This is a genomic window from Aliiglaciecola lipolytica (assembly GCF_018860635.1).
Taxonomy (GTDB): Bacteria; Pseudomonadota; Gammaproteobacteria; order Enterobacterales; family Alteromonadaceae; genus Aliiglaciecola; species Aliiglaciecola lipolytica_A.
The window spans coordinates 394812-419378 of record NZ_JAHKPT010000004.1; the positions used below are offsets into that span (position 1 = coordinate 394812).

The 24567-nt window shown below is 39.2% G+C and carries 24 protein-coding genes; 4 read left to right on the plus strand and 20 right to left on the minus strand.

Annotation, left to right across the window (positions count from 1 at the left end; translation table 11 throughout):
- Positions 1-38 precede the first annotated feature (38 nt).
- The 6 genes from KO530_RS02025 to KO530_RS02050 all read right to left on the minus strand — a co-directional run bounded on the left by KO530_RS02025 (position 39) and on the right by KO530_RS02050 (position 5483).
- Entirely contained in the window at positions 39-1412 is a 1374-nt protein-coding gene (locus KO530_RS02025; protein WP_354667856.1) for a serine hydrolase domain-containing protein, read from the minus strand.
- Between the two features lie 185 nt (positions 1413-1597).
- Positions 1598-2257, minus strand: coding sequence for a protein-tyrosine phosphatase family protein (locus tag KO530_RS02030; RefSeq protein WP_216046709.1), 660 nt, complete (start codon positions 2255-2257; stop codon positions 1598-1600).
- Between the two features lie 77 nt (positions 2258-2334).
- Positions 2335-2964 (minus strand): hypothetical protein, encoded by a 630-nt coding sequence (locus tag KO530_RS02035; protein ID WP_216046710.1) that lies wholly within the window; start codon positions 2962-2964, stop codon positions 2335-2337.
- A gap of 524 nt (positions 2965-3488) precedes the next feature.
- Positions 3489-3740, minus strand: coding sequence for a TIGR03643 family protein (locus KO530_RS02040; RefSeq protein ID WP_216046711.1), 252 nt, complete (start codon positions 3738-3740; stop codon positions 3489-3491).
- A 435-nt stretch (positions 3741-4175) separates the two neighbouring features.
- A complete protein-coding gene (locus KO530_RS02045) occupies positions 4176-4649 on the minus strand; it encodes an HAD family hydrolase (RefSeq protein ID WP_216046712.1) in 474 nt (157 codons plus the stop codon).
- Positions 4650-4865: 216 nt separating this feature from the next.
- On the minus strand, positions 4866-5483 hold the full coding sequence (locus KO530_RS02050) for a hypothetical protein (RefSeq protein ID WP_216046713.1): 618 nt from the start codon (positions 5481-5483) through the stop codon (positions 4866-4868).
- 309 nt (positions 5484-5792) lie between these two features.
- On the opposite strand from KO530_RS02050, the gene KO530_RS02055 reads away from it, so the two are divergent.
- Entirely contained in the window at positions 5793-5960 is a 168-nt protein-coding gene (locus tag KO530_RS02055) for a hypothetical protein (protein ID WP_216046714.1), read from the plus strand.
- A gap of 302 nt (positions 5961-6262) precedes the next feature.
- Here KO530_RS02055 and KO530_RS02060 read toward each other — a convergent pair whose 3' ends face one another.
- The 3 genes from KO530_RS02060 to KO530_RS02070 all read right to left on the minus strand — a co-directional run bounded on the left by KO530_RS02060 (position 6263) and on the right by KO530_RS02070 (position 10217).
- A complete protein-coding gene (locus KO530_RS02060) occupies positions 6263-6523 on the minus strand; it encodes a hypothetical protein (RefSeq protein WP_216046715.1) in 261 nt (86 codons plus the stop codon).
- 174 nt (positions 6524-6697) lie between these two features.
- Positions 6698-8404: a protein adenylyltransferase SelO gene (locus KO530_RS02065; RefSeq protein WP_216046716.1), complete on the minus strand. Its 1707-nt coding sequence runs from the start codon at positions 8402-8404 to the stop codon at positions 6698-6700.
- A 580-nt stretch (positions 8405-8984) separates the two neighbouring features.
- Positions 8985-10217, minus strand: a complete 1233-nt coding sequence (locus KO530_RS02070; RefSeq protein WP_216046717.1) for a DEAD/DEAH box helicase — start codon at positions 10215-10217, stop codon at positions 8985-8987.
- Between the two features lie 401 nt (positions 10218-10618).
- On the opposite strand from KO530_RS02070, the gene KO530_RS02075 reads away from it, so the two are divergent.
- On the plus strand, positions 10619-13636 hold the full coding sequence (locus tag KO530_RS02075; protein ID WP_216046718.1) for a ligand-binding sensor domain-containing diguanylate cyclase: 3018 nt from the start codon (positions 10619-10621) through the stop codon (positions 13634-13636).
- Between the two features lie 523 nt (positions 13637-14159).
- Here KO530_RS02075 and KO530_RS02080 read toward each other — a convergent pair.
- From KO530_RS02080 to KO530_RS02115, 8 genes are all read right to left on the minus strand, one after another.
- Positions 14160-14513, minus strand: coding sequence for a DUF1428 domain-containing protein (locus KO530_RS02080; RefSeq protein ID WP_216046719.1), 354 nt, complete (start codon positions 14511-14513; stop codon positions 14160-14162).
- A gap of 205 nt (positions 14514-14718) precedes the next feature.
- Positions 14719-15378, minus strand: a complete 660-nt coding sequence (locus KO530_RS02085) for a DUF4386 family protein (protein WP_216046720.1) — start codon at positions 15376-15378, stop codon at positions 14719-14721.
- A gap of 379 nt (positions 15379-15757) precedes the next feature.
- Complete coding sequence (locus tag KO530_RS02090) at positions 15758-16270, minus strand: hypothetical protein (protein ID WP_216046721.1); 513 nt, start codon at positions 16268-16270, stop codon at positions 15758-15760.
- Positions 16271-16807: 537 nt separating this feature from the next.
- Positions 16808-17029 carry a hypothetical protein gene (locus tag KO530_RS02095; RefSeq protein WP_216046722.1) on the minus strand — a complete coding sequence of 74 codons (222 nt, stop codon included), beginning with the start codon at positions 17027-17029 and terminating at the stop codon, positions 16808-16810.
- A gap of 71 nt (positions 17030-17100) precedes the next feature.
- Entirely contained in the window at positions 17101-17703 is a 603-nt protein-coding gene (locus KO530_RS02100) for a DUF998 domain-containing protein (protein ID WP_216046723.1), read from the minus strand.
- A 58-nt stretch (positions 17704-17761) separates the two neighbouring features.
- Complete coding sequence (locus KO530_RS02105; protein ID WP_216046724.1) at positions 17762-18193, minus strand: RidA family protein; 432 nt, start codon at positions 18191-18193, stop codon at positions 17762-17764.
- 135 nt (positions 18194-18328) lie between these two features.
- Positions 18329-18718: a hypothetical protein gene (locus KO530_RS02110; RefSeq protein WP_216046725.1), complete on the minus strand. Its 390-nt coding sequence runs from the start codon at positions 18716-18718 to the stop codon at positions 18329-18331.
- A gap of 63 nt (positions 18719-18781) precedes the next feature.
- Positions 18782-19288, minus strand: a complete 507-nt coding sequence (locus tag KO530_RS02115; RefSeq protein WP_216046726.1) for a GNAT family N-acetyltransferase — start codon at positions 19286-19288, stop codon at positions 18782-18784.
- A 657-nt stretch (positions 19289-19945) separates the two neighbouring features.
- On the opposite strand from KO530_RS02115, the gene KO530_RS02120 reads away from it, so the two are divergent.
- Both KO530_RS02120 and KO530_RS02125 read left to right on the plus strand, forming a co-directional pair.
- Complete coding sequence (locus KO530_RS02120) at positions 19946-20815, plus strand: EamA family transporter (protein ID WP_216046727.1); 870 nt, start codon at positions 19946-19948, stop codon at positions 20813-20815.
- A gap of 575 nt (positions 20816-21390) precedes the next feature.
- On the plus strand, positions 21391-21630 hold the full coding sequence (locus KO530_RS02125) for a DUF2061 domain-containing protein (protein ID WP_216046728.1): 240 nt from the start codon (positions 21391-21393) through the stop codon (positions 21628-21630).
- A gap of 150 nt (positions 21631-21780) precedes the next feature.
- Here KO530_RS02125 and KO530_RS02130 read toward each other — a convergent pair whose 3' ends face one another.
- From KO530_RS02130 to KO530_RS02140, 3 genes are all read right to left on the minus strand, one after another.
- The gene (locus KO530_RS02130) at positions 21781-22092 is read right to left on the minus strand and encodes a hypothetical protein (RefSeq protein WP_216046729.1); all 312 of its coding nucleotides are present in this window, start codon (positions 22090-22092) and stop codon (positions 21781-21783) included.
- A gap of 919 nt (positions 22093-23011) precedes the next feature.
- A complete protein-coding gene (locus tag KO530_RS02135) occupies positions 23012-23863 on the minus strand; it encodes an HNH endonuclease (RefSeq protein ID WP_216046730.1) in 852 nt (283 codons plus the stop codon).
- A gap of 72 nt (positions 23864-23935) precedes the next feature.
- Positions 23936-24529: a class I SAM-dependent methyltransferase gene (locus tag KO530_RS02140; RefSeq protein ID WP_216046731.1), complete on the minus strand. Its 594-nt coding sequence runs from the start codon at positions 24527-24529 to the stop codon at positions 23936-23938.
- Positions 24530-24567: the final 38 nt, after the last annotated feature.

Here is a 24567-nt window from a genome sequence, read left to right on the forward strand (position 1 = left end):
GCTGCATCGATGTTCAAGCAATGACTTAATCATTTTTCTTAAATTGACAATTTAATCAAGCTTTCTTGTTCCCCTTGGTACAGGTAAACCGGAACAAGTTCGGCGTTTCCTTCCACAGTTCTTAACTGAAAGTAATTTTCTGTGCACTCATAGGAATATGAATCATTTTCTCGTGGGATAAGCTTTCGTTTATTCTCGCCTTGATATTGGGAATAAAGTGTCCCCTTTTCGAATGAAATCGTTAAAATTTTCGAATCTGGAGCCCGATAATTGCCGACCAAAGACGTTGCTAAATCATCGACTTCTTGTTCCCCACCAATTGGCTTAGGTGAAAGCTTTAATTGAAGCCCTATCATGTCTAACAACGCTGGACCAGGATGCTTGCTATCTATATTAGTAAAAGCAGTAGCGGTTAAATCTTCACTTGGAAAATAGACATGCCAAGCAAAAAATCCCGGAACCATACCTTGATGACTAACACTCTGTAATCCACTTATCGAGAATACATCTAGTCCATAACCGTAATTCACAGGCTGATTATTTTCCAATCGCGCGTTACTGGTCATTAATTGATAACTTTGTTCGGAAATAACCAGTCCCGATTTTAATCCGTTTTGCCAAAGGCTCATGTCTTTGAGTGTCGAGGCAATAGCACCAGCAGAATAAATCCAACTGCGATCTACTTTCCATGCTCTGTCTGTCACTTCTTCTGGAATAAGATAGTGTTCGGGTTGGTTACGGCTACTGGTGTAACCTTTCACTTTTCCGGCAGATGTTCCGCTAGTAATAACAAAAGTATCGTCCATTTTTAATGGTTTAAAGAAGGTTTTAAGCATGAACTGGTCATAAGGCATGCCGGAGGTGACTTCAATCACTTTGCCCAATAAAACATAGCCTAAATTGGAATAGCGATATTTCAGACCGGACTTTGCGCTAAGGGGTTGCTTACTAATGCTTTGAATAACCTGATCAATAGCAGCGTAATGGTCATAAAGCATAGCTACCGAAGGGTCAGCTAAATAATCAGGTAAGCCAGAAGTATGGCTTAAAACGCGATCAATGGTTAAATCCTTATATTCTGGATTAATATCTTCAATAAAACGGCCTAATGTGTCTTGTAGAGATAGCTTTTTCTGTTCTGATAATTTTAAAATCGCGGCAGCAGTAAATGTTTTAGTCACCGAGCCTATCTGAAATATATCGTCTATTTGCAGCGCTTCCATTGTTTCGATATTTGCGATCCCCGCCGCGCCACTGTAAATATGTTTACCAGACTGCTCTAACCTAACAGCCATTCCTGGTGTGTCAGCATGGGTATTACATTGTAAAACCGCATCAAAATCACTTTGTTTTGCTGTCGCATTAATTGCGTACATGCCAATATAAAAACTAACTAATAACTTTTTGTACACCTAAAAGGCTCCCTATTATTTAAAACCACACCCCCATAATTAACACGTTTTGATAACCCAATTCCCATTCCTAAGGTGATAAGAACAGCTAAGTGATCTTGTGAGGTGCATGCAACAGAATTTTGCTTTACTGCGACCACTCGTCTTTGCTGGATTCAAAACGCGTCGATTAAATCACGCCTGACTCAACCTTTTGTCAACTGATTGGCATAGGTGTCGCCCCAATCTTTTCTGTGCTCACCTACATTTTCGCTGGTTACATCCCTTAATTGTTGTAACAAGGATGTGGACTTGCCAGAATCTAAACCTACATATCGGAATAAAGCATAAGCTATCATGCCGGTGCGATGAATTCCTGCAGAACAATGGATATATATTTGAGCGCCATTTTGTAGCGCCTTTACACAAAGGTTAAAAATATCATCTATTTCTTCAAATCTACTCGGCTCAGGCGGCTCCGCCGACTCTAGTGACAACCACAACCAGCTTAAACCGTTTTTTACAGTTGCACGCCCTATATCTTTAGCACCCTCTTTTGCAGAAAGTAAGCTGAATATGTGAGTAGCCCCACAAGCCTTCATATTCTCAAGCATCTTCACTTTTGGACGATGCCCAATAGCAATACAACCATTCAACAGTGCGACCCAATTTAAATTTAAATCAGGGTTCTGCTTCGGCATAGACTTTAATTTTCCAACCAAAGGACCAAGTTTAACTCTGGACTCTGGATTCGTATTCATAAACGCTTTAGCTTCGTCGATCAACGCCTGATTCGCAGGTGAATCATGACTCCCAGCGCTCAATAAGCTTTCAAATTTTTTTAATAGTTCGTTAAGTTGCAACATATTTTTCTTAATTTAGGTTAAACATTTAAGCCGCAAATCCCCACCATGAATCAGCCCAACCTTTAAGTTCGTTAGGTTTACATTAGATCCCGCTTAAAATCATCATACAGTTTTTGCACAATAGGTTCTGAAGCTGCATTAAAAAACTTCATCATTGATTCTTTCGATGAAAATAACGTTTTTAACTTTATTGAATATCCAGGTGCAACGGGAGAAATCGGAATAGCATTATACGACCAGATAATGTTACCCGCGCTATCAAATAACTGTGCAGCGATATTGAAACGAGAATTAAACTCGTCAGAAAAACCATGAACCATTCCTAACACCACCACATTGAGTGTAATAACCAACTTATTTTGCGAGTTACTATCAAATCGAATCTTCAAGTTATCTGCGTTTACTTTTTCAATAAATTGGTTCTGCACAATCTCATTAAGACTTATTTGGTGTTCATCCATAAATTGTAACGTAAGCTCTCTTACTCCTAGACCATCACTAGCAATTCCAAAATGATGATAACTGACACCTGTCCATTGAACCTCGACGGTGCTTATCGCGGATAGCATCGAATTGTCATTTGGACTAGCTTCGAGTTTTACAGTCTGTAATTGCTCGAAATTTTCTTTTTTTAGTTTTACATTCGGGACAGATGAACAACCACTCACAAAGATAATAAAAAACAGTCCTAAACAGTATAACTTCATCACTACTCTCCTTGGTAATTAACATTTAACTTAGCTGAGCAGTCTTTCATTACAGGCCACGACCATTACAGTCACGACTTAAAGGTCTATTTTCATATACACCTTTATGTGGTTGTAGATTAAATCTGCTGATGGGGTTTTCTTACCAGCTTTTAACCCATAATAGCTGATAAAAAAGCGGATAATTATTGGCTAAAATAAGTCACAAAGATACAGATACTTAATTTTTTTTGGGTGTTTTAAATGAGCTCATTTAACTTTCCAATTAAAGAAGCGAATGCTGCGATTTACAGTCGCAATGTAGGGGAAGATATAGATAAATTGCCACCTAAATCTGTTGAAAAACAAGCTGCAGATTGATTGAATTTCGTTACATGCAAAGGAGTAAAATAACCAAAGGCTTCACTAAAAATCAAAACCCAATATAAGAGGAAGACCGTAAACTAAAAACCAGGTATGACCGTTAAATGATAAAGACGCTTAGAACGGCATACTAACTTTTAAATGGATACTATATTTAACTTTTAGCGTTGTTTGTATTGAGTAGGACAATAACCTCGCGAGACATCTGAACTTCGACGCTTAAGATGCTTTGTTGAGCGTCCAGCAACCCGTGAACGCCAAAGCTTAAAACTCCCCAATTTTAATTGATTGCGCATGAATGAAATCACTTCAGACTCATTTAAACCAAATTGTAGCTCTATCGCCTCAAAGGTAGTTCTATCTTCCCACGCCATCTCAATAATTCGTGATTCACTTTCTTTGGATAATCTCATTAGGTAATCTTTGTCTAAAAATATACTTCGTTTACGCTCACACAACTTTTTTAGATCATCCAGTGCTGATTTTAAACTTCACTCGACTAACGTCTCAAATATAACTAATTAATATGCATTTCTGGCTCACTTTCACAACATAAGTCATTAATACTATCAGTAAATTAGCCGGTTAAAATCCATGTGTATGAAAGCGCCACCATGTTATTAGCGCTTAGGGTATTTAAAACATTTAGCGCGTACGCTTAAGCTGATTCCGTATTCATTACAACATAGGCTCTGCCACCTTTCTGTAGCCTAATTCTAATAGCAATTGTTGTTAATGAACTGTGGATCATTAAGCCTTCGCCACCACATTGAAGTTGTGAGCCGCTCTTTCCTTTGCCGAATAAATATGTAACGTATTTGGCACCATCCTATACCTAGAAGGCGGTGTTAAGTGCAAAGTTCCTGTAAGTTTTTAATTTGCCGACAGGTTAAATTAGACGGCATTGGCTGATTAGAATCATTAAGCCAAATCGCCTCTAGTCCTGCTTCTATGGCAGGAATAATATCCCTTTCTAGACTATCACCAACCATCACCATATTGGATGTTTGCTGCTTTATATTGCCTGCTATTTTCACATAGAACTCACTGCTGCCTTTTGCTACGCCTAGGTTGAAGCGACCAAAATAGCCAGCGATAAACTTTGCAAGTCCCACTTTTGCGAACGCGGCTGCAATGTCTAAAGCAGTTGATTCTGCCGCATTGGTTGCTACATAAATAGTAGAATTGGCTGCGATCGACTGTAATGTTTCATATGCCCCTGCCACAGCTTCCACCTTTGACCAGTTGCACATTTTTCCTTGCTGATCTGGAAAGTCGACCATCAATGTATCGCCCCAGTCAAAAAGATAAGTTTTGTTCAATTTTTGCACCTTATGCACAATACCCAGGTTTCAATCGGAAACAAACACATGCTTGAATTCCTAAAAGTCTTCAGGCGGATGCAGACTATAGTTAGGTAGCAACTACCTGAATAAATATCTTTTTATTGATGAAAGCCTATCTAATCTCAATGCTATTACGCCCCCACCCCCAATTATATAAACCGTTAATTTAAGGGTTAGCTAGCTATGCTTTTACTAATTTTCAATAGCACGAATATGCTTGATATAGGGTCTTAATTCCGGCTTATTTATACGCGCCTCATCTAAATGATCCGCCCATTTGGGTAAAACATCAAATATGAGAGGATTCACGCTTAACTGTACATCTATTAAACGTGTCAAAATATCAGGGGAAAAAGCTTCCATGCTCCAATACCGAGAATTTTTATAATAGTAATGACTCATTTGACGAGCAAGATTACACATATTTTTATACATGTATTTCCCCGTTTCGGGCTTTGGTTCATCATCTGGTAATAGCACAGCAAAGTTAACTAATGGAGGAGCTTTCAATGAATTCCAATCTTCGAGGTAGGATAACGTTTCATCCTTTAACTTGGTGTTCAACAGAAGTCCAGAAACAGGACTAGGAACATAAACAGAATGAACTTTAGAAGCAATTAACCTAGACAATACGTTATTATTGTAACTTCCATTAATTTTGAATTCTGCGATTGGATCCCCTCTGTTTATCCAACAGTAATTCTGTTTATTCAAAAGATCAATCACACTTCCACTATGTGTAAATCCCGAGGCGTAACCGGGAATTACTGCCACTTTCGAGCCTATTGTAATGCCATTTGGTATGTCCATATCCCCCCCTAATTTTGATGATTAATTGATCCACAGAATGATTTCACAAGAACCTCTATAAAAAGGGCCAGCCTCCTCGACCAGAACCAGAGTTAGCTTGCTAAAGACTAAATCATTTAGAGGCTAGCATGAACAAACATAGCATAATTTTTTTAGCGCTCAATTAACAATTGAAAATAGTTGATTAAAATTATTACAGAATGAGCGAGCCAATGAATATGCGCCCCAATAAACGATGGGAATAGACATTATGTGTTTGTTAACAGCGCAAAAAAGACTGACATTTCATTCGTCGACCTTAGCGAACTCATGAAAGCTTTTTTAGACAGTTATGATCCTTCTATGACTGAAAATGTTGTAGTCGCCAAAACTGCCGAATTCAAAGAGCGAGTTTTGCAGATCGAGAACGTGATTACCTTCCTTGCTGCCGCATTAGAAAAGGTAAGAAGCGGACTGGATGAAACTTTAAGTAGATGAGGTCTGTTGCAGTATCACAAAAATTAGGGTGATCACTGAGGTTTTTGCAAACAGTGGAAGGTTCGGCGTATTACTAATCAACTACAAAAATAACAATTGGAAGAAAATCCAATGACATTGCTTTTGCTGAGATAAGTGCATTTTGTCGTACTTTAAAGCGATACACTAACGAATCGGCTTGAGATTATAGAGCTAATACAAATCAAAAATCATTAGGTTAATTTCGCTTACTCGCAAAACTTCGTCAGTGGCGATAGAAAACAAAGCTTGATGTTTGTGCTGTAACTTATGTTTTACTAGTACTAATTACCGCCCTTAAAGTACATAAAAATAAACACAATCATTAAATGCCCTAAAGAAACGGATAAACCCAATAAACCATTTTTAATCTTTGCTTTGCGATAGCCTTCCAAAGACATAATAAAGCCAATAGATACGGTAATTGGATATGTAAGTATGAACAGCGTAAGGAAAACAGCAATACCCATATCACTAGCGGTCAAGCCTTTAACCCATGCAAAATGAGTATCACCATCATTTGCCAGATAAGAAATGACAAGCAAGCCAATCCAGAAAATATTAATAAGATAAATGAAATTCGCCTAGCGTTCAAAATGACTCCTTGTACTTTTAATCCCGTGATAGGTTACCCGACCTATAGCAAAAAAACAGTGCTCATATTACGCAAGGCAAAATTGAAATTACCTAAAAACACCGGAACCAGTAAGGTGTTAAAGTTAAGAAGAACAGCTGTAGTGAGACACGCCACCCGCATCAAAATAAACATGTGGCTTTAAGCTGTAGTACTTTTTCTCAATTTCAATCGGCTGCTGAGCATAGGGTTGTGTTAATACCTGTTGCAATTCATGAACAAGATTGAAATTCCCGACACTTGCTTGCTGATATGCTGGCACGATTAGCCATTCTCGCCATGTGTATTTAGGATTAACTTGCAGCATTATTTGCGCTGTTTTTTGCAAACCATCCTCAGCATTATCAATTAAACTTCGCCAGCTATGCAGCCATTTTTCCCATTGTGCTGTTAATGCGCCCGATGGAGCATTGTAGAAACTTTTACTTAAGCTAGAAATATCGTCAGGGATAGTTGAAAGCTCCCGAAAAAAGATAGTGTAGTCAACAGAGGTTTGTACCATCAGCGAGATCAGTTGATTGAATAATTCAGGGTCAAAAGACGACAAGCCAAGTTTAGACGCCCACATCGTATTGGTTTTTTCTTGCATGACTGAAGCGAACTCAAGATTTACCTGATTCAATGAAGCCATTGCCGAAGGCGATGATGCGAGCAAAGGCTGCAAGGCTTTGCAAAACATATTGAAATTGGTCTGTGCTGCGGCCCCCTGATTGAAAAAGGAAAAATGTTGTCCGCCCCCCGTCCAGGGTTGGTAATAAGGTTCAAACCTCTCAACAAAGCCAAAAGGACCATAATCGAGTGTATAACCACCGCAAGCACAATTATCACTATTAAAATTTCCTTGGCAGTAGCCAACGCGCAACCAGTGACAAATCAGCGAAGTTAATCGCTCGCGAAATGCTACGGCTAATTGCACAATTTGATCTGCAATTGCTAATTCACGATTGACCTCATCTGCATATTCTCGCTCAATCAAATGCACCGCAATCATCTCTAACTCTTTAAGTGCGTCTGGATATTGATTAACCCGCGCTCGACGAGCAAAGAGTTCAAGTTGGCCAACACGTAAAAACGAAGGAGCTACCCGGGTTGAAATCGCCACAGGGTTAGAGACTGTCATATCTGGGTTGGTGGAATACGAACCTTGCGAATACCAAGGGCGACTTACCTGCTCTGATTGCGAAACGAACAGGCATAAAGATCGAGACGTAGGCACACCCAAGGCATGCATATGTTCTTGCGCTAAAAATTCCCTAACACTTGAACGCAAAACGGCACGGCCATCACCACCGCGGCAATAAGGCGTGCGTCCCCCACCTTTTAACTGCATCTCCCAACGTTTACCACTAATAACAGCTTCAAGAACAGAAACCGCACGGCCATCACCATAACCGTTACCCGTTTGAAAAGGACATTGCTGAATGTATTCAGTACCGTAAATTGACAATGCGTAGCCCGTGGCCCAGCCAACTGGACGCATTGGCGAAGGTACAGCGGATATGTCGCCAGAAAATAATCGAGTAAACGCCTCTGTGTGCGCTAGGCTGTCATCAAAACCTAATTCAGCGAAGAATGCTTCACTGTGGGCAACATATAGAGGATCATCAATGGGTGTGGGCTTTACAGGAACATAATGCCCAGAAAACACTTGTCTAGGCTGATAATCATCGCCTGTTTGAGTGGCATCAGGGTCGCAATTAAGATTATCAACTAAGGAGTAGTCGCTTAACTTAGCCAAATCTTCTAGAGTCTTTACACTTACTGGAACATCCGTAATTGGTCGCTTAGCCATGGAATTCAAGCACCCTTTTTCAAATCAAATTCATAAAAGACAGTATATTGCATTTAGATTCGTCATTCTTATGATTTTAATTCGTCTACACCTCATACCTAAAAGAACTCACTGTGACCTCCATTTTAGAAAGTTACCTAAGCAATTGAACTTGGCTAGAGGCTGGCTTCTTTAGTTTACTTTTCTTAGCTGTTGAAGAAAAGTAAATCGGGCCTCATGGATGAGGCTTGAAAAACGTCATGGATGACGGTGAGCGACGCGAATTAAAAATAATCCCAGCGCATGCTTTTGATCTTACGTCTCTTACAGCGACTCCAAGTTCACCGAGCAACGAAGACAAATAAAGGATAAATGACATGGATGTCATTTGAGCAATGTCTTGTCGGGAACAAATCATTGCGGCCTTTAATTGGCGAGTCGCGCAGGTATCAGAACTTGGCGGGAGCGCGGCTTCTTTTGTTTACTTTTCTTAGCTGTTGAAGAAAAGTAAATTGAGCCTCATGGGTGAGGCTTGAAAAACGTCATGGATGACGGTGAGCGACGCGAATTAAAAATAATCCCAGCGCATAACCCCCCCCATTCACCTACGCTTTCTACCCATTTTAATACCCAGGGCTTTGTTTCTGGCTTGTTGTTTTTGTTTACCTTTACTGCTTCGATGCTCTTTTAGGTTTTGTATTGTTAAATCAGGTTCAAATCCTGGTAGCCACTGTGACAACAAAACAGTGTTCAGTACTTTTTCAACCGCCTCTAATAAATATTGTTCGTTTGGACTCATCAGCGATATGGCTAGACCGCTATTCCCTGCTCGACCTGTACGACCAATGCGGTGAATGTAATCTTCAGCAACAAAAGGTAATTCGTAGTTGATTACGTATTTCAAATCGATAATATCAATGCCCCGCGCCGCCACGTCGGTTGCCACTAGAGCGCGCACTTTTCCTTGCTTAAACTCAGATAATGCGCGCTCTCTAGCGCCCTGTGATTTATCCCCGTGAATAGATTCGGTTTTAATGCCGTCTTTACACATTTCTTTAGCTAAAGCATCTGCTGTTTGTTTAGTGCGCGTAAAAATAAGCACTTGTTGCCAATTTTTTGAACCAATCAAAAAAGAGGTGAGTTCGCGTTTACGATTTTTATCAACTGTGTAAACTAACTGTTCAACTTGGGTGGCAGCGGCGTTACGCTCACTCACTTCGATCAATTCAGGGTTGTTAAGTAAGGTTTTACTTAATTTGAATAGTGCATCGTCAAAAGTAGCTGAAAATAGTAAGGTTTGCCGTTGTTCTGGAATTCGCTTTAAAATTCGATTGATTTCGTCTTTAAACCCCAAATCTAACATTCGATCTGCTTCATCAAAGACAATGAACTGAAGTTGGCTCACGTCAACACTACCTTTGGCAATATGGTCTAGTAATCGCCCGGGAGTGGCCACTAAAACGTCAACTCCTTGTTCAATCGTCGCGACTTGGGGGTTAATACTGACCCCGCCGTAAGCAACTGCTACCCTCAGTTGGGTATTCAATGCATAGCTAGCGACACTTTCAAATACTTGCTGGGCGAGTTCGCGAGTTGGAGTTAGTATCAAAGCGCGGATAAGCCTAGGTTCATCACTTTGTTGCATCAACTGTTGTAAAATAGGTAACGCAAAAGCGGCGGTTTTACCGGTCCCAGTCTGCGCACCGGCCATAACATCTTTGCCGGCCAAAATTACCGGGATCGCTTGTGCTTGAATCGGTGTTGGGCTCTCGTATCCTAATGCAGTAAGCGCATTAGTAAGAGATTTATCTAAATCTAATGAAGAAAAAAGCATTTGTTATTAACAATGTTTGATTATTTGTTTTCTTTATACCATCCCTACCCTATATGCCAAACTTTTCGACCAAATATTAATAGCACTTCCTGTAATTCAATATAGTTTTAGGCAATCGTTACTCTATTCATATCCGAAAAAAAACATAATCGTCAATATAAATGCCCTTCGTACATTAAAATCACTAATATCTTCTGTAACTCATTGTTTTATTTTAGTATGTTAACAATATGATTTAATAAGGTAGTCTCGTTGAATCAATTGGCAGAGTGGTTCAAACAGGTGTTATTGTTAATTAAAGTAACCGCCCTTTCATTTTACATATTAAAATCTGCAGCTAATGAACTAGCCTAAAAGCATGATATGTAAACAAAAAAACTAAGTACAGGAAGGTATCAACTTTGCATTTATGGATTAGCCTAGCTCTTTTTTTTGGGATAGTAGCAAATGCCTATTCTTCGAGCGCCAAGGAAGCGTTGCTATCTAAACGTACTTTAAGTACCCAAGATGGCTTATCACAAATAACCGTATACGATATTGAGCAAGATTTAGATGGCTATATTTGGCTGGCGACTCAAAAAGGAATAGACAGATTTGACGGTTATTCTTTCGTCAACTTTGCTCAAACGGCAACGACGAAAAATGGCTTACTTTCTACTCGTATTAACGATCTTGAACTTAATCACGAGAATGGCAATTTATGGTTGGCTACCACCAGTGGATTGCATCGCTTCAATAATGCATTAGGAAAAATGGAAGATATTCTCCTCTCATCCAATCCAGGAGAGGACTATCAACGAGTCACAGCTTTACATTTTGACCAAAATAACGATTTATGGCTCGAAGCGGACTCGAAGCTATTTACTAAAGCAAATTTATCCGAAAGCTTCAGTGAAGTTAATATGCCCAACTCACCGGCGATGTTAACCATATATGAAATTGTATCTGATCAGCAAAATATACTGTATTTCGCTACTAATGCTGGTGTATTTAGGCTAGATACCCGATCGCAAAAATGGCTACCCACTCTACTGAGTGATGTTTTGGTATGGTCAGTATTTATCGACTCAAACCAAAACCTTTGGGTTGGCACAAATGGTAAAGGTCTTTTTCATTATACCTTTGACGCTAATTATGAGCCGGTTACAAAGCAACACTTTTCCAAAGAGCAAGGTCTTTCACATAATATCGTTAACGATATCGAACAAACAAAATCAGGTGAAGTATGGGTAGCCACTAACTCTGGCCTAAATATTTTTTCAGATGTGAAAAATGGACAAGCACTTACTCCAATCCAAACTTCAAACGCTGATTCAGACAGTAAATCGAAAATTAACAGCTTGTTCATAGATGCCTCTGATCAAGTTCTATATGGCACTTTAGTTAGCGGATTTAGTGTGGTTTCACCCCAATCTTTACTCTTTCAAAGAGTCGCTATAGACAACAATAAAGTTATCTTTGCAGCAGAAGTAGATAATCAAGGAACACTCTGGGCGACCTCCCCTGAAGGTCTTTGGAAGATCGAAGCAAACTTAAGTTCCAGTACGTTGGTCAATTTTGAAAAAGATGACATTAATGAAGGTACGAGCAATATTTTATTAGGAACCCATTATTCAGCTGCAAATGACATGTTATGGATAGGCACACGAGTAGGATTAGCACGTCTTAACGACAGTAAAAATGGTGTATCGAGTATTGGTTTAAATGGCATCCCTATTTACTCAATAGAAAACGACGAACAAGGAAATCTTTATTTAGGTACGGTATCTAATGGCATGTATCACTATAACCCTAATACCTTTGAAATTATTCATCACTACGAAGCCGACAGAGTTTTAGGTATTCATGTTAGTGGACCGGATAAAGTTTGGTTAGCAACGCCGAAAGGATTAATAAAAGTCAATCCACTTGAAAAAACCCAACTGAATTATAAACATGATAATAACAACCCTAATTCTTTACCTAGCGACTCTTTACCTGGAAATTATATTTCGTGGATATCTAGCAAATCTAACAACCAGTATTTAGTGGCAGTGAATTCTAAAGGTTTGTTTAATATGACCGAAGATGAAACAACAGGTAAATTGCACTTTACTGAGCTGTTTCCAACCAGTTCGTTAAAAGATGCTTCAATAGCCGCTATTGTAAAAGATCAGCAGAAAAATTTTTGGGTTAGCAGTATCAAAGGGATAGCTAAAATAGCAGCAGACTATTCTAGTTTAGAATTTTACGACAGTACTGATGGAACTGCTAAAGGCGGCTATTTTATTGGTGGTAAATCGATTAACTCAAACGGTCGTATCTTTTTTGCTGGTTCAGACGGTTTAACCCATTTTCACCCAGACGAAATTGTCAGGCCTAAAGTAAACCCAAGGTTAAATCTTACACATATCGATATCTTAAATGAACATTTAGGTAGCCGCAAAATTAATACAACTAACGATCCCTTATCAACGCTCAAAGATTTGTCTTTGGCGTTAGAGGATAGTGACATAGTCGTCACATTTGAATTTGCTGCAACTGAATTGGTCGCCCCAGAGAAAATAAAATATGCCCATAGATTAATAGGTTTTAATTCTCTATGGCAGGAGCTAAAAAGCAACAAACGCTCAATAACCTATACATCACTAGCTGCTGGTCATTATGTACTTGAAATAAAAGCCACGAATAGATACGGAGAATGGTTAGCAGATCATGTATCCATGGACATAGAGGTTTCACCACCTTGGTATTTGTCAAATGTGGCTTTGATACTTTGGATAATATTGGCACTTCTGAGTATCTATTTATATGCCCGCTGGCGCTCTTACAGCCTTTATTTGCGTTCACAGCATTTAGCCAATGAAGTCACCAATAAAACACGGGATTTAGCCCTGGCTAACGACAAATTGCGTAAGTTATCTGATTTAGACCCACTGACTAATATATTTAATCGCAGAGGCTTTACCCACGCAGCCAAAAAGCAACTGGCTGAATATAATGAAAGTAGCAATAACAGTAAAAATAACGCTAACAAAGTTTTCAGTATCGTTTTATTCGATATTGATTTTTTCAAAAATATAAATGATACATATGGCCATGACGTAGGAGATGAAGTGTTGATTGCGATATCTCAAAAAATTCAAAACTCGTTAGGTGTTGATGACAAACTAGGCCGCTGGGGAGGCGAAGAATTTATTGCATTGATTCACACTGACAACATTGAAATTGCCTTTAAAATAGCAGAGAGAGTAAGAAGTCAGGTCGCCGATTTCACCCTCAACGGCACAGCTGAAAAAATTCAAATAACACTTTCTGGTGGTTTAGCTGTCGTGCAAGCCGACAACGATTTAACTCGCAGCATTAAGGAAGCCGACACCTTGCTTTTTCAAGCAAAAGAAAATGGTAGAAATCAAATTGCCTATAAACATACAAGCTAGTTTTGTAAGCGCTATAGGACGAATGTGCCTGAAATCGATGATTTTTACATTAATTAAAAGCGACTATTGACCTAAACGGCAACCTCATTAACATAGCGTAACTAGTGTATAAAATAATGCAGCCAAGTAACGTACAAAATAGGGTTTTGCTTGTGGATGAATCTGTTTTTGTTCGTGAAATTAAAAACCAAAGCATAAGTGAATACATCATTATCTCACCTACCCCTTTAAAAAATAAAAACTGACTTGATGTACTACTCGTCCAGAATTGGACAGGCATATCTTTGAGAAACAAGGTCCAAAGCAATTGATAGACAATCGCCAGCGGAATAAAACAAATACACATCGTTTTCCAAAAACTAAATAGCCTCATACTTGCTCTTTGATACCATTTAGTTAATGTGCTTTGCGAAGCGCTCCTCAAACTGGATAATAAAACGACTCAGCGCCACTCCTTTAGAAGTGGCGCTGGTTACTGCATTCCTCATGCTTACTTTGCACTTATGTTAACTATTTCTCGACGTTATTCTTCTAAAATAACTTCGAAGCCGCCATATATTAAACGCTTGCCATCAAAAGGCATTGGGTTTTGCTCTGGGTCCATCCTAGGGTCGTTCATAATTGCTTCCCAACCGGCATCACGAACTTCCTTTGTTGGCCATACAACAGATGAAAACACGACAGTTTCATCTTTGCTACACTTCACTGCAATTGGGAAGGATGTAATATCACCATCAGGAACGTTATCTCCCCAACTTTCAGTAATTTTCAATGCTCCGTGATCTTTGAAAACGAGCGCAGATAACTTCGCATGTTCAATATATTTTTCTTTATTTACAGTTGGTACAGCGGCAACAAACCCATCGACATAAGACATATATTATTCCTTGTATACTTTATAGGTTGAAAATTTACATAACGAGCCTGTAGAAAAAAGGTAATTTTGTTTGTGCATTTCCTACTTCTCTGTTTATTTTTTAACTTTATCTACTTTGCCTTGAACATCTAGATTTTTCAATTCTATAAATATGAATTGGGGTTAATTTTACACTCACCTGCTTTATCATTTTTAGGGATTGATTTTAGCCAGCTTGCGCAGGGCTATTGGAGCGCATAAGCATTGCCACACCTAACCAAGAGAACCATAATATTTGGCTCAAACCAAATATTTCTGTCAGTACTTCTGCAGGATAAATAGTGAGAATACCAACAGTACCAATAAATAAACCAAAGCAATTTAATAATTTAGGTAGATCACCAGTTTTTAAACCTGCAATACTCAATAACAGAACCCATAATCCTCCTACGACTTCGTTACCTCCCCCTAACCCTTCAACTACGGTATTAATAACAACCCAAAGCGTCATTGCTTGCTCTGGGTTTTTGACGGACAAATCAATTACAGCCCCTAATCCTACGTTTGCAATCATTCCACTTGCTATGACAAGGCCAACCCAAATAATACCGAAAGCTGTGGCTATTTGTGATAAAACAGGGACTTTAGTGTGCATCCGTTGATGGATTGCTAAAACTAATACAGCCAGAAAAACACCAAAGACAACATACATAGCTAAATTCACTACCGATAAAACCACTTGATTATTCGTTAGAAAGATAAACTTCAGTGTATCATCTGAACTGACTGGGTAATCCCAAAACCCGCCATAAAAAATAAAAGCTGATATGTAAATAGCAGCCTCAAAAAGTGCTGCAACGCCCGCCAATTTTTGTAATTTATTCACGACTCTATCCTTGATTAGAAAAATTTGAATTTACCTAAAAGAATAATTATTAACGAATTTAATATGTAACAAAAGCTAACTTTTTAAACGGGGAAAACCCGAACGTTTTTCCACAGATTTGTCCTTTCGGCCATACTTACATATGCAACTTTGTCTTAGCAAATGACGTAACAAACAGCCTTACCGAAATACACGTAGAGGGCACAGCTGCTTTATCTTGACGCTAGATAGGTGGGTACTCATTTCCTGAAGAAAAAGGAAAACGCAATGAGTGTTCAGAAATTTAAAGTAATGCGAATCTCATCGTATGACTAATGCACCAATAAACTGAGGAAAAAAGCGCTAGTCAGTGATTTAATTTGTTTGTTATAACCACAGGTTAAATAGCCTTACGCATTCTATCTATTAATTCAAAACATGCCTGATACAGTAAGATTTCCATGTCTTCCTTATGGTAAAGGGGGCTCCAACGAAATAGACCTTTAAGACTAAACTGTTTAGCTATAAATTCACCCCATGTAACGGATTTAGAAACGCTGAACATTTTAATTGTCTTATTTTGCTTAAGATTATAAAGCCGCGACACTAACTTAATTTTGGGACGCCAAAATATAGGTAGACCAACGGTTCCAAAATTTATGGAAAATGCATCACCGCCATGTAAACTAACTATAACAACATCCAAACCAACATCTGATTTTTTAGGTTCTTGGATAGATGAAATACGCTCAAGACAAAAAATCTCTTCGAGCTTTTGGTGAATATGATCTTGTAGTGAATTGCCCGTTATGGAAAAAAATGACTCTATTTTGGAAAGATTGCTATCATTTACCACTGCTATCGAGCCTAGGTATACATTTGGCTTTTCAGAGCTAAACCAATCGAAGAGCATTCTAAAACTCCTTTTTGCATAAACGCCGCCATAAACGGTTACCGGCCCGCTTTTAATGGCCTTATTAAGCTTTATTTCTGAAATAACAAATTGCTAAAATGATAGAAACAAACACATGTGGAATAGTCGCTAAAGTAAATATAATGTCTGGATAAAACAACACCAATTCAATTTTATTGAGATACTGGAACATATAGCCGACTGCAACAATACCTAATACCAAAGACAATATAGTAGTTAATAAATACACTCTAGTATTTTGTTAAGGTCTATTATTGGCGATTAAACTACAAAGCTTAAATTGATAAAGATAAATATATGCTATTGCAACTGAGACGAGTAAACACGGAACAATCATTAGCGGTGTAATTAAAACAAACCAACCCTATAGAACAAATGATTCCAGCTAGTATCGCCGGAAAAATTAATCGTATCCTCAAAATGTGCGCAAATTTATCCACAAAGCCTCCCCCCTCAAATAAGCGGCTGACACGCCTTTTGCGAAAGACCGAGTTGATTGGTTTATTATAATGCAGATTACTCGTCATCTTTTAAGATTGGTGCAATTATTAAGTAGAGTATGAAGCTTGCCCAACTCACAAAAAAAGTAGCAAATAACCAGAGTAGCTTTTCTTTTTTCCCCACTTTATTCGACTTTCCTATTACAAATAAAGGGATCAACCAAACAACGATAATAACTAACAATAGCGGAAACCAACTAATCAAAATTGCTGAAATATTTGACTGACTCTCATACATTTACGAAATCTCCTTGTGTCATAACGATAATAGCTGAACTTTTGAACGCAGTAACTGCTAACACTTTTTTGTTAGGCTTTAGCTACCACGCAGAGAGAATAAACAAACAACCATAGAATCTGAAAGCCGTAGCTGAGCCTTTGATGGAGCCCAGGAACAGTTTTTATTTTAAATGCTTTAGCTAATCTATAGGAAAAATAAAAACAACCCAAAACACACACAACCGAAAAAACTCGAAGTGGCAACGGATAATAGCTGGAAAAGGCAACGATTAGCGGAGCAATGATGAATGAAACGAGCATTATTAGCCCTGACCATGAGTGAATTTTACAGCTTTTAGAAGGATACTGTGTATATGCGTCGGCATCCATCGGAAAAAAACCACATACCCAAGTACAAATGCCATGAACAATAACCATTACACCTATTGCTACAGTTGGTAGATGCGCCTGAAATGCAATGATTAAGTAATATCCAAAAACAACGAGCAACGCCCCTAATGGATAGTTATTAATTGCAGGAGACAGTTTTTGAGTAGGACTATCAAAAGCGCCTAGTTCGCTACAAAATTGCTTTAAATGGCTATAGTTTGGATAAAACCGAGAAGCAATATAAATACCTATAACTATCCATACTGAAGCAATAATCCCTGCGTAAGAAAAAATAACGTCCAAATCCAATTCCTCCTTGAAAAACTAACGTAAACTGTCTGACTGACTCGTATTGTTATAATTATGGTAACGCAGCAACTATCTCAACTTCTAGCAAGTGAGATTTGCTCCAGAGTCCTTTAACCTCAACCCAAGTTGAAGATGGATATTTACCGTTAAAGTGAGCCTTTCGCGTTGCAATAGCAGCCCTCAACCCTTCAATATCTGTAGTGAAGATAACCTCTTTTACAATTGCATCCATACCAACACCATAGTCAGCCAACATTTTCTTGATGTTAGTATAAATGTCATCTATTTGCCCATCAAAAGTAGTCTTTTCGCTAGTGATACCTGAGACATATAAAGTGTTGCCATGTTTCACCACTTGCGAGTAGCCAGTTTCATTTTCCCAAGGGAAATAACTTTTTCTTTCGATGGATTTGTTTGTATTGACGCACCCTAAAAGAAAGAGCGAACTAGATAAACACACTATTATTCTGGTTAAATTTAGCAATTGAACTCCTATAATATGCAGTAAATATGACGTCCGGCTAAGCTGCCGAACGGGACTGATAGTTTTTTTCGAGTGTAGCGGAAAAGCACAAACTAGCAATGTAGTGGAGGTCGGTTTGAGCCGATTGTTATCGATTTATTCATGACGCCCTTCATGATCCCAAAGTATAAAGGTTTGATTCTCTGTAGATGACATTGATTTTATGAGCCGTTCATTATTAAAAGTTGGAATATCTTGAAGGCGCCTCAGAAATTCACCGGCTCCAGTGGCCTCGCTAGGATAAGTTATAACTCCGTCTTTGGTTGCCAAATGCCACCACACATCCTCAACAAATGGACCTTCATCAGTTGTTTCCACCGCTACGCCAATAAGTTCATTCCAAGCAATAGACTGTGGTTCCTTTTCTGGCCAATGTACCCACACATTTTTTTCGTCAAAACAAACCTTTATAGCGGCATAGGGGCTCTTTACACCTTGATTTTCGTCTTCTTTATTACTAAAGAGCGACGATATCCATTTAATCATTCGGAATTTCCTTATAGCCATAACAGTTAAATGATGCGGTTACTATTAGCCGCATATTCATTTTCACCCCTTTGCAGAAAAAGATTCATGATAAGTAACAACTCCTTGAGATGCATCTCCTTGAAGCAACAAGGCTTGAAAATACTCCGGTGGTACATCAGGTAGCACCAAGCCCTCTGTAGGCTTGAAGCCAAAACGATGATAGTAACTTGGGTCTCCGAGCACAACACAACCTTTAGCTTTTATATTCTTTAGCACTTGAATAGCTGCATTCATGAGTTTCGAGCCAATACCTTTACACTGATTATTGGGAAGAACTGAGATTGGGCCCAAACCATACCAACTGTTGGCACCATCAGTAATAGTTACAGGAGAAAGCGCCACATGGCCTACGATATTGCCTTCATCTTCAGCAACAAGGGAAACCGATAACACACCAGATTCACGAAGTGCGTTAACAATAAACTGCTCCGTGTGATCGGTATGTGCTACATCAAGAAACGCTGCAACAGTAACATCATGGATACTTTGAACATCGCTTGATTGTTCTTTTCGGATACGAATACTCAATCGGACATCTCCCAGAAGATTAACGCTTCACATATGGAGCGCAAGCTTGTCGGCAAAAATTGGCGAAGATTGAGCCCCAGCCAACGAATATGCGTCCGCCGATGAAGGAACTCACTTGATTAACTTTGTTATGTTCCTGCAAACCTTATAAGTCTCCACAACTTTGATACACTAAAAGAAAACACACTCAGCGTAAGGCCAAATATTAGGCTCACAATTCCTTGCCAAAAATAAAAAAGCTCAGGTTCCGATAAAGATTTGAACACTAAATAATACTGCCCAAGAGATACAATACCGTTAAAGATGAAATATAGCCCTAGTAAAAAAGTTCCTGCTGATAAAAGCTCAGTAGCGCTGGAATCAAATTGTGAATATGGACGTTGCAAAATCAGGAATAGAGGAAGCAATCAACCACTCTACAAATACAGCCTAGATTTAGCCTTCAAACTATGACGAATTATGCTAAAAATAGCTCCCGCCCACTTTTTCATGCTAATTCTTTTGAGCTATTCTAATAAATCACCAAACACAACAAAAATAGTTCGTCATATCCGGCAGCAATATTACAGCTTGAAATAGGCAAGATGCAGTGTGAATTCATATTTCTTCATGTAAAATGCGGCCACTTCATTTTATTAATTTTTCGGGAATATCTCGATGCAAATCAATCGTGTACTTCTCACTGCCATAGGCTGTGTTTTGTTGGCAATGGTGACTATTCAGTCTGGAGCGTCTTTAGCCAAACAGCTTTTCCCGATAGTTGGCCCCGAAGGCACTACTGCACTACGATTAGGATTCGCAGCTGCCATACTTTGGTTAGTATTTCGTCCGTGGCGCACTCTTCCTCATGGCAGTGATTGGCGCAGCATTGTTATCTACGGTCTATGTTTAGGCGGTATGAATATCCTGTTCTATTTGGCAATAGAACGTATTCCGTTAGGTATAGCCGTCGCCCTTGAATTCACGGGTCCTTTAGCTGTGGCATTGTTTTCCTCTAAACAAAAAAGTGACCTCGTTTGGGTTGCCTGTGCCATAGCTGGGATCGTACTGCTAATGCCTGATTTGACTAGTACAGAAGGTTTAGACTTAGCTGGTGCGTTAATGGCGCTGGGTGCTGGCGGTTGCTGGGCAGGTTATATTTTGTTTGGCACTCGCTCAGGCAAGCAAGTATCAGGTGGCGTGACAGTGGCCTTAGGTATGACGGTAGCGGCCATCATGCTTTTTCCTGTTGGCGTAGTGACCCAAGGATTAGCATTATTTAGCTGGGAAGTTTTACCACTAGGATTATTGGTTGGCGTGCTATCCAGTGCCTTGCCCTACTCTTTGGAAATGGTCGCCCTTAGAAACATGCCTACACAGGCATTTAGCGTACTCATGAGTTTAGAGCCAGCCATTGCAGCGCTTGCAGGCTTGGCCATTCTTAGCGAATACTTAAGTTTGCTACAATGGGCAGCCATTGCTCTGGTTATTGTCGCTTCTATCGGCAGTAGTTTTACCCCGAAAAAAGCCGTTGATATGAGTGTCTAGCTGTTTTATTTGCGCTCGAGCCTGCTCTGTCCGTCAATTGTTCATTTATAACGACTACAAGCCAATCATCAACATGAGGTTGGCGTCGATATTTAAGATTGTTAAAGAACTTATTTGCCGTACCAGGAGCGTCTCTTATTTAATGCAATCTGCGTTAAATCTTCACATTTTCTACCCCCTTACTTCAAACAATATGGCTATAAATTAGTAGTAGATTTAAGCTTCACTTAGAAATTATCGTATTTGAATAGCGGCATTAATTACCTTTTTTCTATTGGGTTAGCGTCCATAAATCTATAGTTTGAGACTCTTTTAATTCAGCAAAGGTGATGATAGAAATAGCTGCTAATGCTTTACAAAATTTTTTTCTAAATGCTCTGATCAGTATATAAATATGATTTGAAATGCCGCTTTTTTAAGTCGACCGCATTGCACTTCTTCGCTAATTACAATACGCCCTACTTTGTACGATTGATTTATTTGATGACAGTGTTCGTAAAAATCAATTGGCTTTTAAACCCATTAATGATAATAATTCTCATTATCAGATTTAAATTCTAATTGAGTAAAATATTATGAAAAAGACAATTACCTTCGCTTGTTTGCACTTTTCAGTGGCATTTACAGTAACTTATTTATTAACTGGCAGTGCCGTTATAGGTGGTGCAGTAGCCCTTGTAGAGCCTGCGGTTAATACCGTTGTATTCTATTTTCACGAACGTGTATGGAAAAGATTTGAAAGCCAGTCTGCTCGGAATGGAAATGGCAATGCAAAGCAGGCTTTTCCACAAAACGACATGACATTGCTATCTTAGTGACCAATAAAATACAAAAAGTACTTTATTGCCCTGACCCTTAGAATAAAACGTCCAAATATTTGGGTGTAGCCCGACGGCAAAAATGGCCAAGCCAACTACCTAATGCGTTTCAAAGAGCGCAACGAATGAACCTTATCTTGGTTAATTTCACAATGCATATATAAATACCAACCAATATGTATACAACAACGTTAGCCAACCAATAATGAAGGCTAGATCTTCGTGTATGTTTACATGTCGGAACACCTCATAGTCATTAAGAATTTCACTAGCAGGCTTACAGAAAACGATTAGTGAGATTGCGACCCCAACATTAATAAAATAAACAAGCCAATCCTCTAGCTCATACACGAATTCAATAACACCAACACTAAAAACATAAAAAGCGTAGAATCCGACACTTAAAACTGCTACCAGTTTACCTGTTTTCCAATTTTCAAGGTTGTCACTTATAGACATCCCGTATTCATAGTTCGAATACCAGATAGCAAAAATGACAGGCGAAATTAAAAAAAGTAACCCTAAAAAAGTTTCCATACTCTCCTTAACAAATCATATCTACGCCTTGCTCATTGGAAATATAGCGGCATAGCGAATAATTTTCATAAGTGTAATAACTTGTAATAAAACAAAGTGCACAACTATAAAGCCAAAGCTCCCACTTGAGGGTAACAATCAACAAATAGGTTTATTTGGTATACACCAAATTCAAGTACATTGAAAATCACTTATTCTTGCTAATGCACTTAACACCGCAAAGATAGAAGCTGTTGTGCTATTAGTATGAATACCTACACCAAAATACGAGTCGGATAAATTTGTAATGCCAGCCCCTTTCATGAGCTCGAGGTTGTGAAGCTAGATAATGACAGAAAATTGCTTCCTTTCGAGTTAGCAAAAAATCAATCTGAGTGATTAAGATTAGTAGTCTAAACCTTTTGTTAGAATCCAGTTTTTAGTTAGCTCCATCTTACGTCCCAAGCAGCGGAAAACACGAACGCTTTGGCGCAGCCAGTGAGTGGTTTTCCGATGAATTGGTTTGTTAGGTTACAAACGGTTCATTGTTAACTCCCAAATAAATAAAAGGACAAAATTACAATACATGGAACTATTAAAGGCATTAAACACATTACAATGAAACCAGAAATATTGCTGTTTTTTTTCGCTTCTATACCGTCCTTTATCGAGAGTAAAACAATAATTATTAATGCTGTTCCAATATAAGTATTCGGATGTGAAAAATTCCCAAAAGTTGATAAGACGAAAAGAGGTCCTAACACTGAACCAATTCAAGTGATAGATACTGCTGCTGCATTCATATATGTTATGTAAGGATCTCTATTAAAACTCATCTGTCACCAGCACATATTGTTATGTTTCACTTTTCCAGCAGCGCCCGAAGCATTTCAATACTGACCCACGGGCGAGTTCGATGTAGCATACGATGGCAGTTCGCACATACGAGGGCCAAATCCTCAACCCGCGTATCGCATACCTCATCGGTTTCAAGTTCACTTAACGGACGTGTGTGATGCGCTTCAATGTAGCCGTTTCCGAGGCCGTCATAACGCTCCGCAAAATCAAACCGACAAACCTCACAAGGTAATGAACCTTCATTCTTTTGAGCATGCAATATCTTTGCGTTCGGTACTACCTGTGAATTTCTTTCCCTGGATTTGTGCATGCGTTCGATTCGCCTGCCTTCAGGGAAACCTTCTCGGACAAAAGCAATGGGCGGCACAACAAGTCCATCAGCGGCCAAGCGAAACGCCGCGAGCGCAAAAAGATCGGTTAAGAAATCCTCAAGCGTGACCGAAGCACTAGGAAGCGAAACCACAAACTTGGAATCACCTACAGCACTCTGAAAAGCTTGCTTACGTTCCTCATTGCGCCCATCACGCTTTTTGGGGCTGTAGCTCCAAACAAGATCAATGGAATCTTGCGCTTCCCTCGCATCATGCAGCTCGGCTAGCGGAGCAAGATTGTTGTTCTCTGGGTAGACGACCACATAGAAGTTACCATCCGCACGCCAATCAATTACCAACAACCAGAGTGTTCCTCCGGCAATGCGATGAACCTTGAATGCACCGATACATGGCTTTCCATTAGCAAAGGCATGAAAGCCATTCAAAGGTAACTTCTGGATTCGGTCGGTTAGCCCGAACTCGCCACTATCGCCGATATCGGCGGATAGCGCGCGTACCAAGTGTTGTGCAGTGGTCTTATTCATCGCCCCAACGCCTCCTGTGAAACATAACGCCGCCATAATTTATCGCTCAAAGCGTTCAAATTGAAGCCCTTGTTAAAGCTTAGTGGCGATTGTATAAACATGTTTTTCAGGATACTGATCTAGCTCAAGATGTAAAATAGAAAGTCCATTATTCATAAGTAATTTCATATTTTCGTTAATACCAATAGAGCTGTAGTAAAAAGTATCATTGTGCCACTGATCAGTATGCTCTCCCTCGTCATTGCCAAATGTATATATTAATACCCCCCCTTTGGCTAAAAACTGGCATAACTTCGCAACAACAGGCTTTTGCATAACAAGCGGTAAGTGAAAAATACTATCCCACGCAACGATGAAATCAAACTTTTCTTCTGTATCCCATGAGCAAATATCCTGGTGTAAAAAATAGTGTTCTGGGTGGTTACTGCTAGCCAGCTTTACCATTTCTTTGGAAACATCAAGTCCAGTAACCGAAAAGCCGCGATGTTGCAATATATTCACAAACCTTCCCCCGACACCACAACCTACATCAAGTGCTTTTCCACCATTCGAGGCATATCCAATGGCTCGTTCAAATTGACTGACACCATAAAAGGACTCTATATGTTGGTCATGCCACCACTGAGCAATTTTGTCGTATTTTTTACCGAGTGCAGATGGTTCCATTTGAGAGCCTTAACCTCCGTATTAAAAGTGCTAACTTG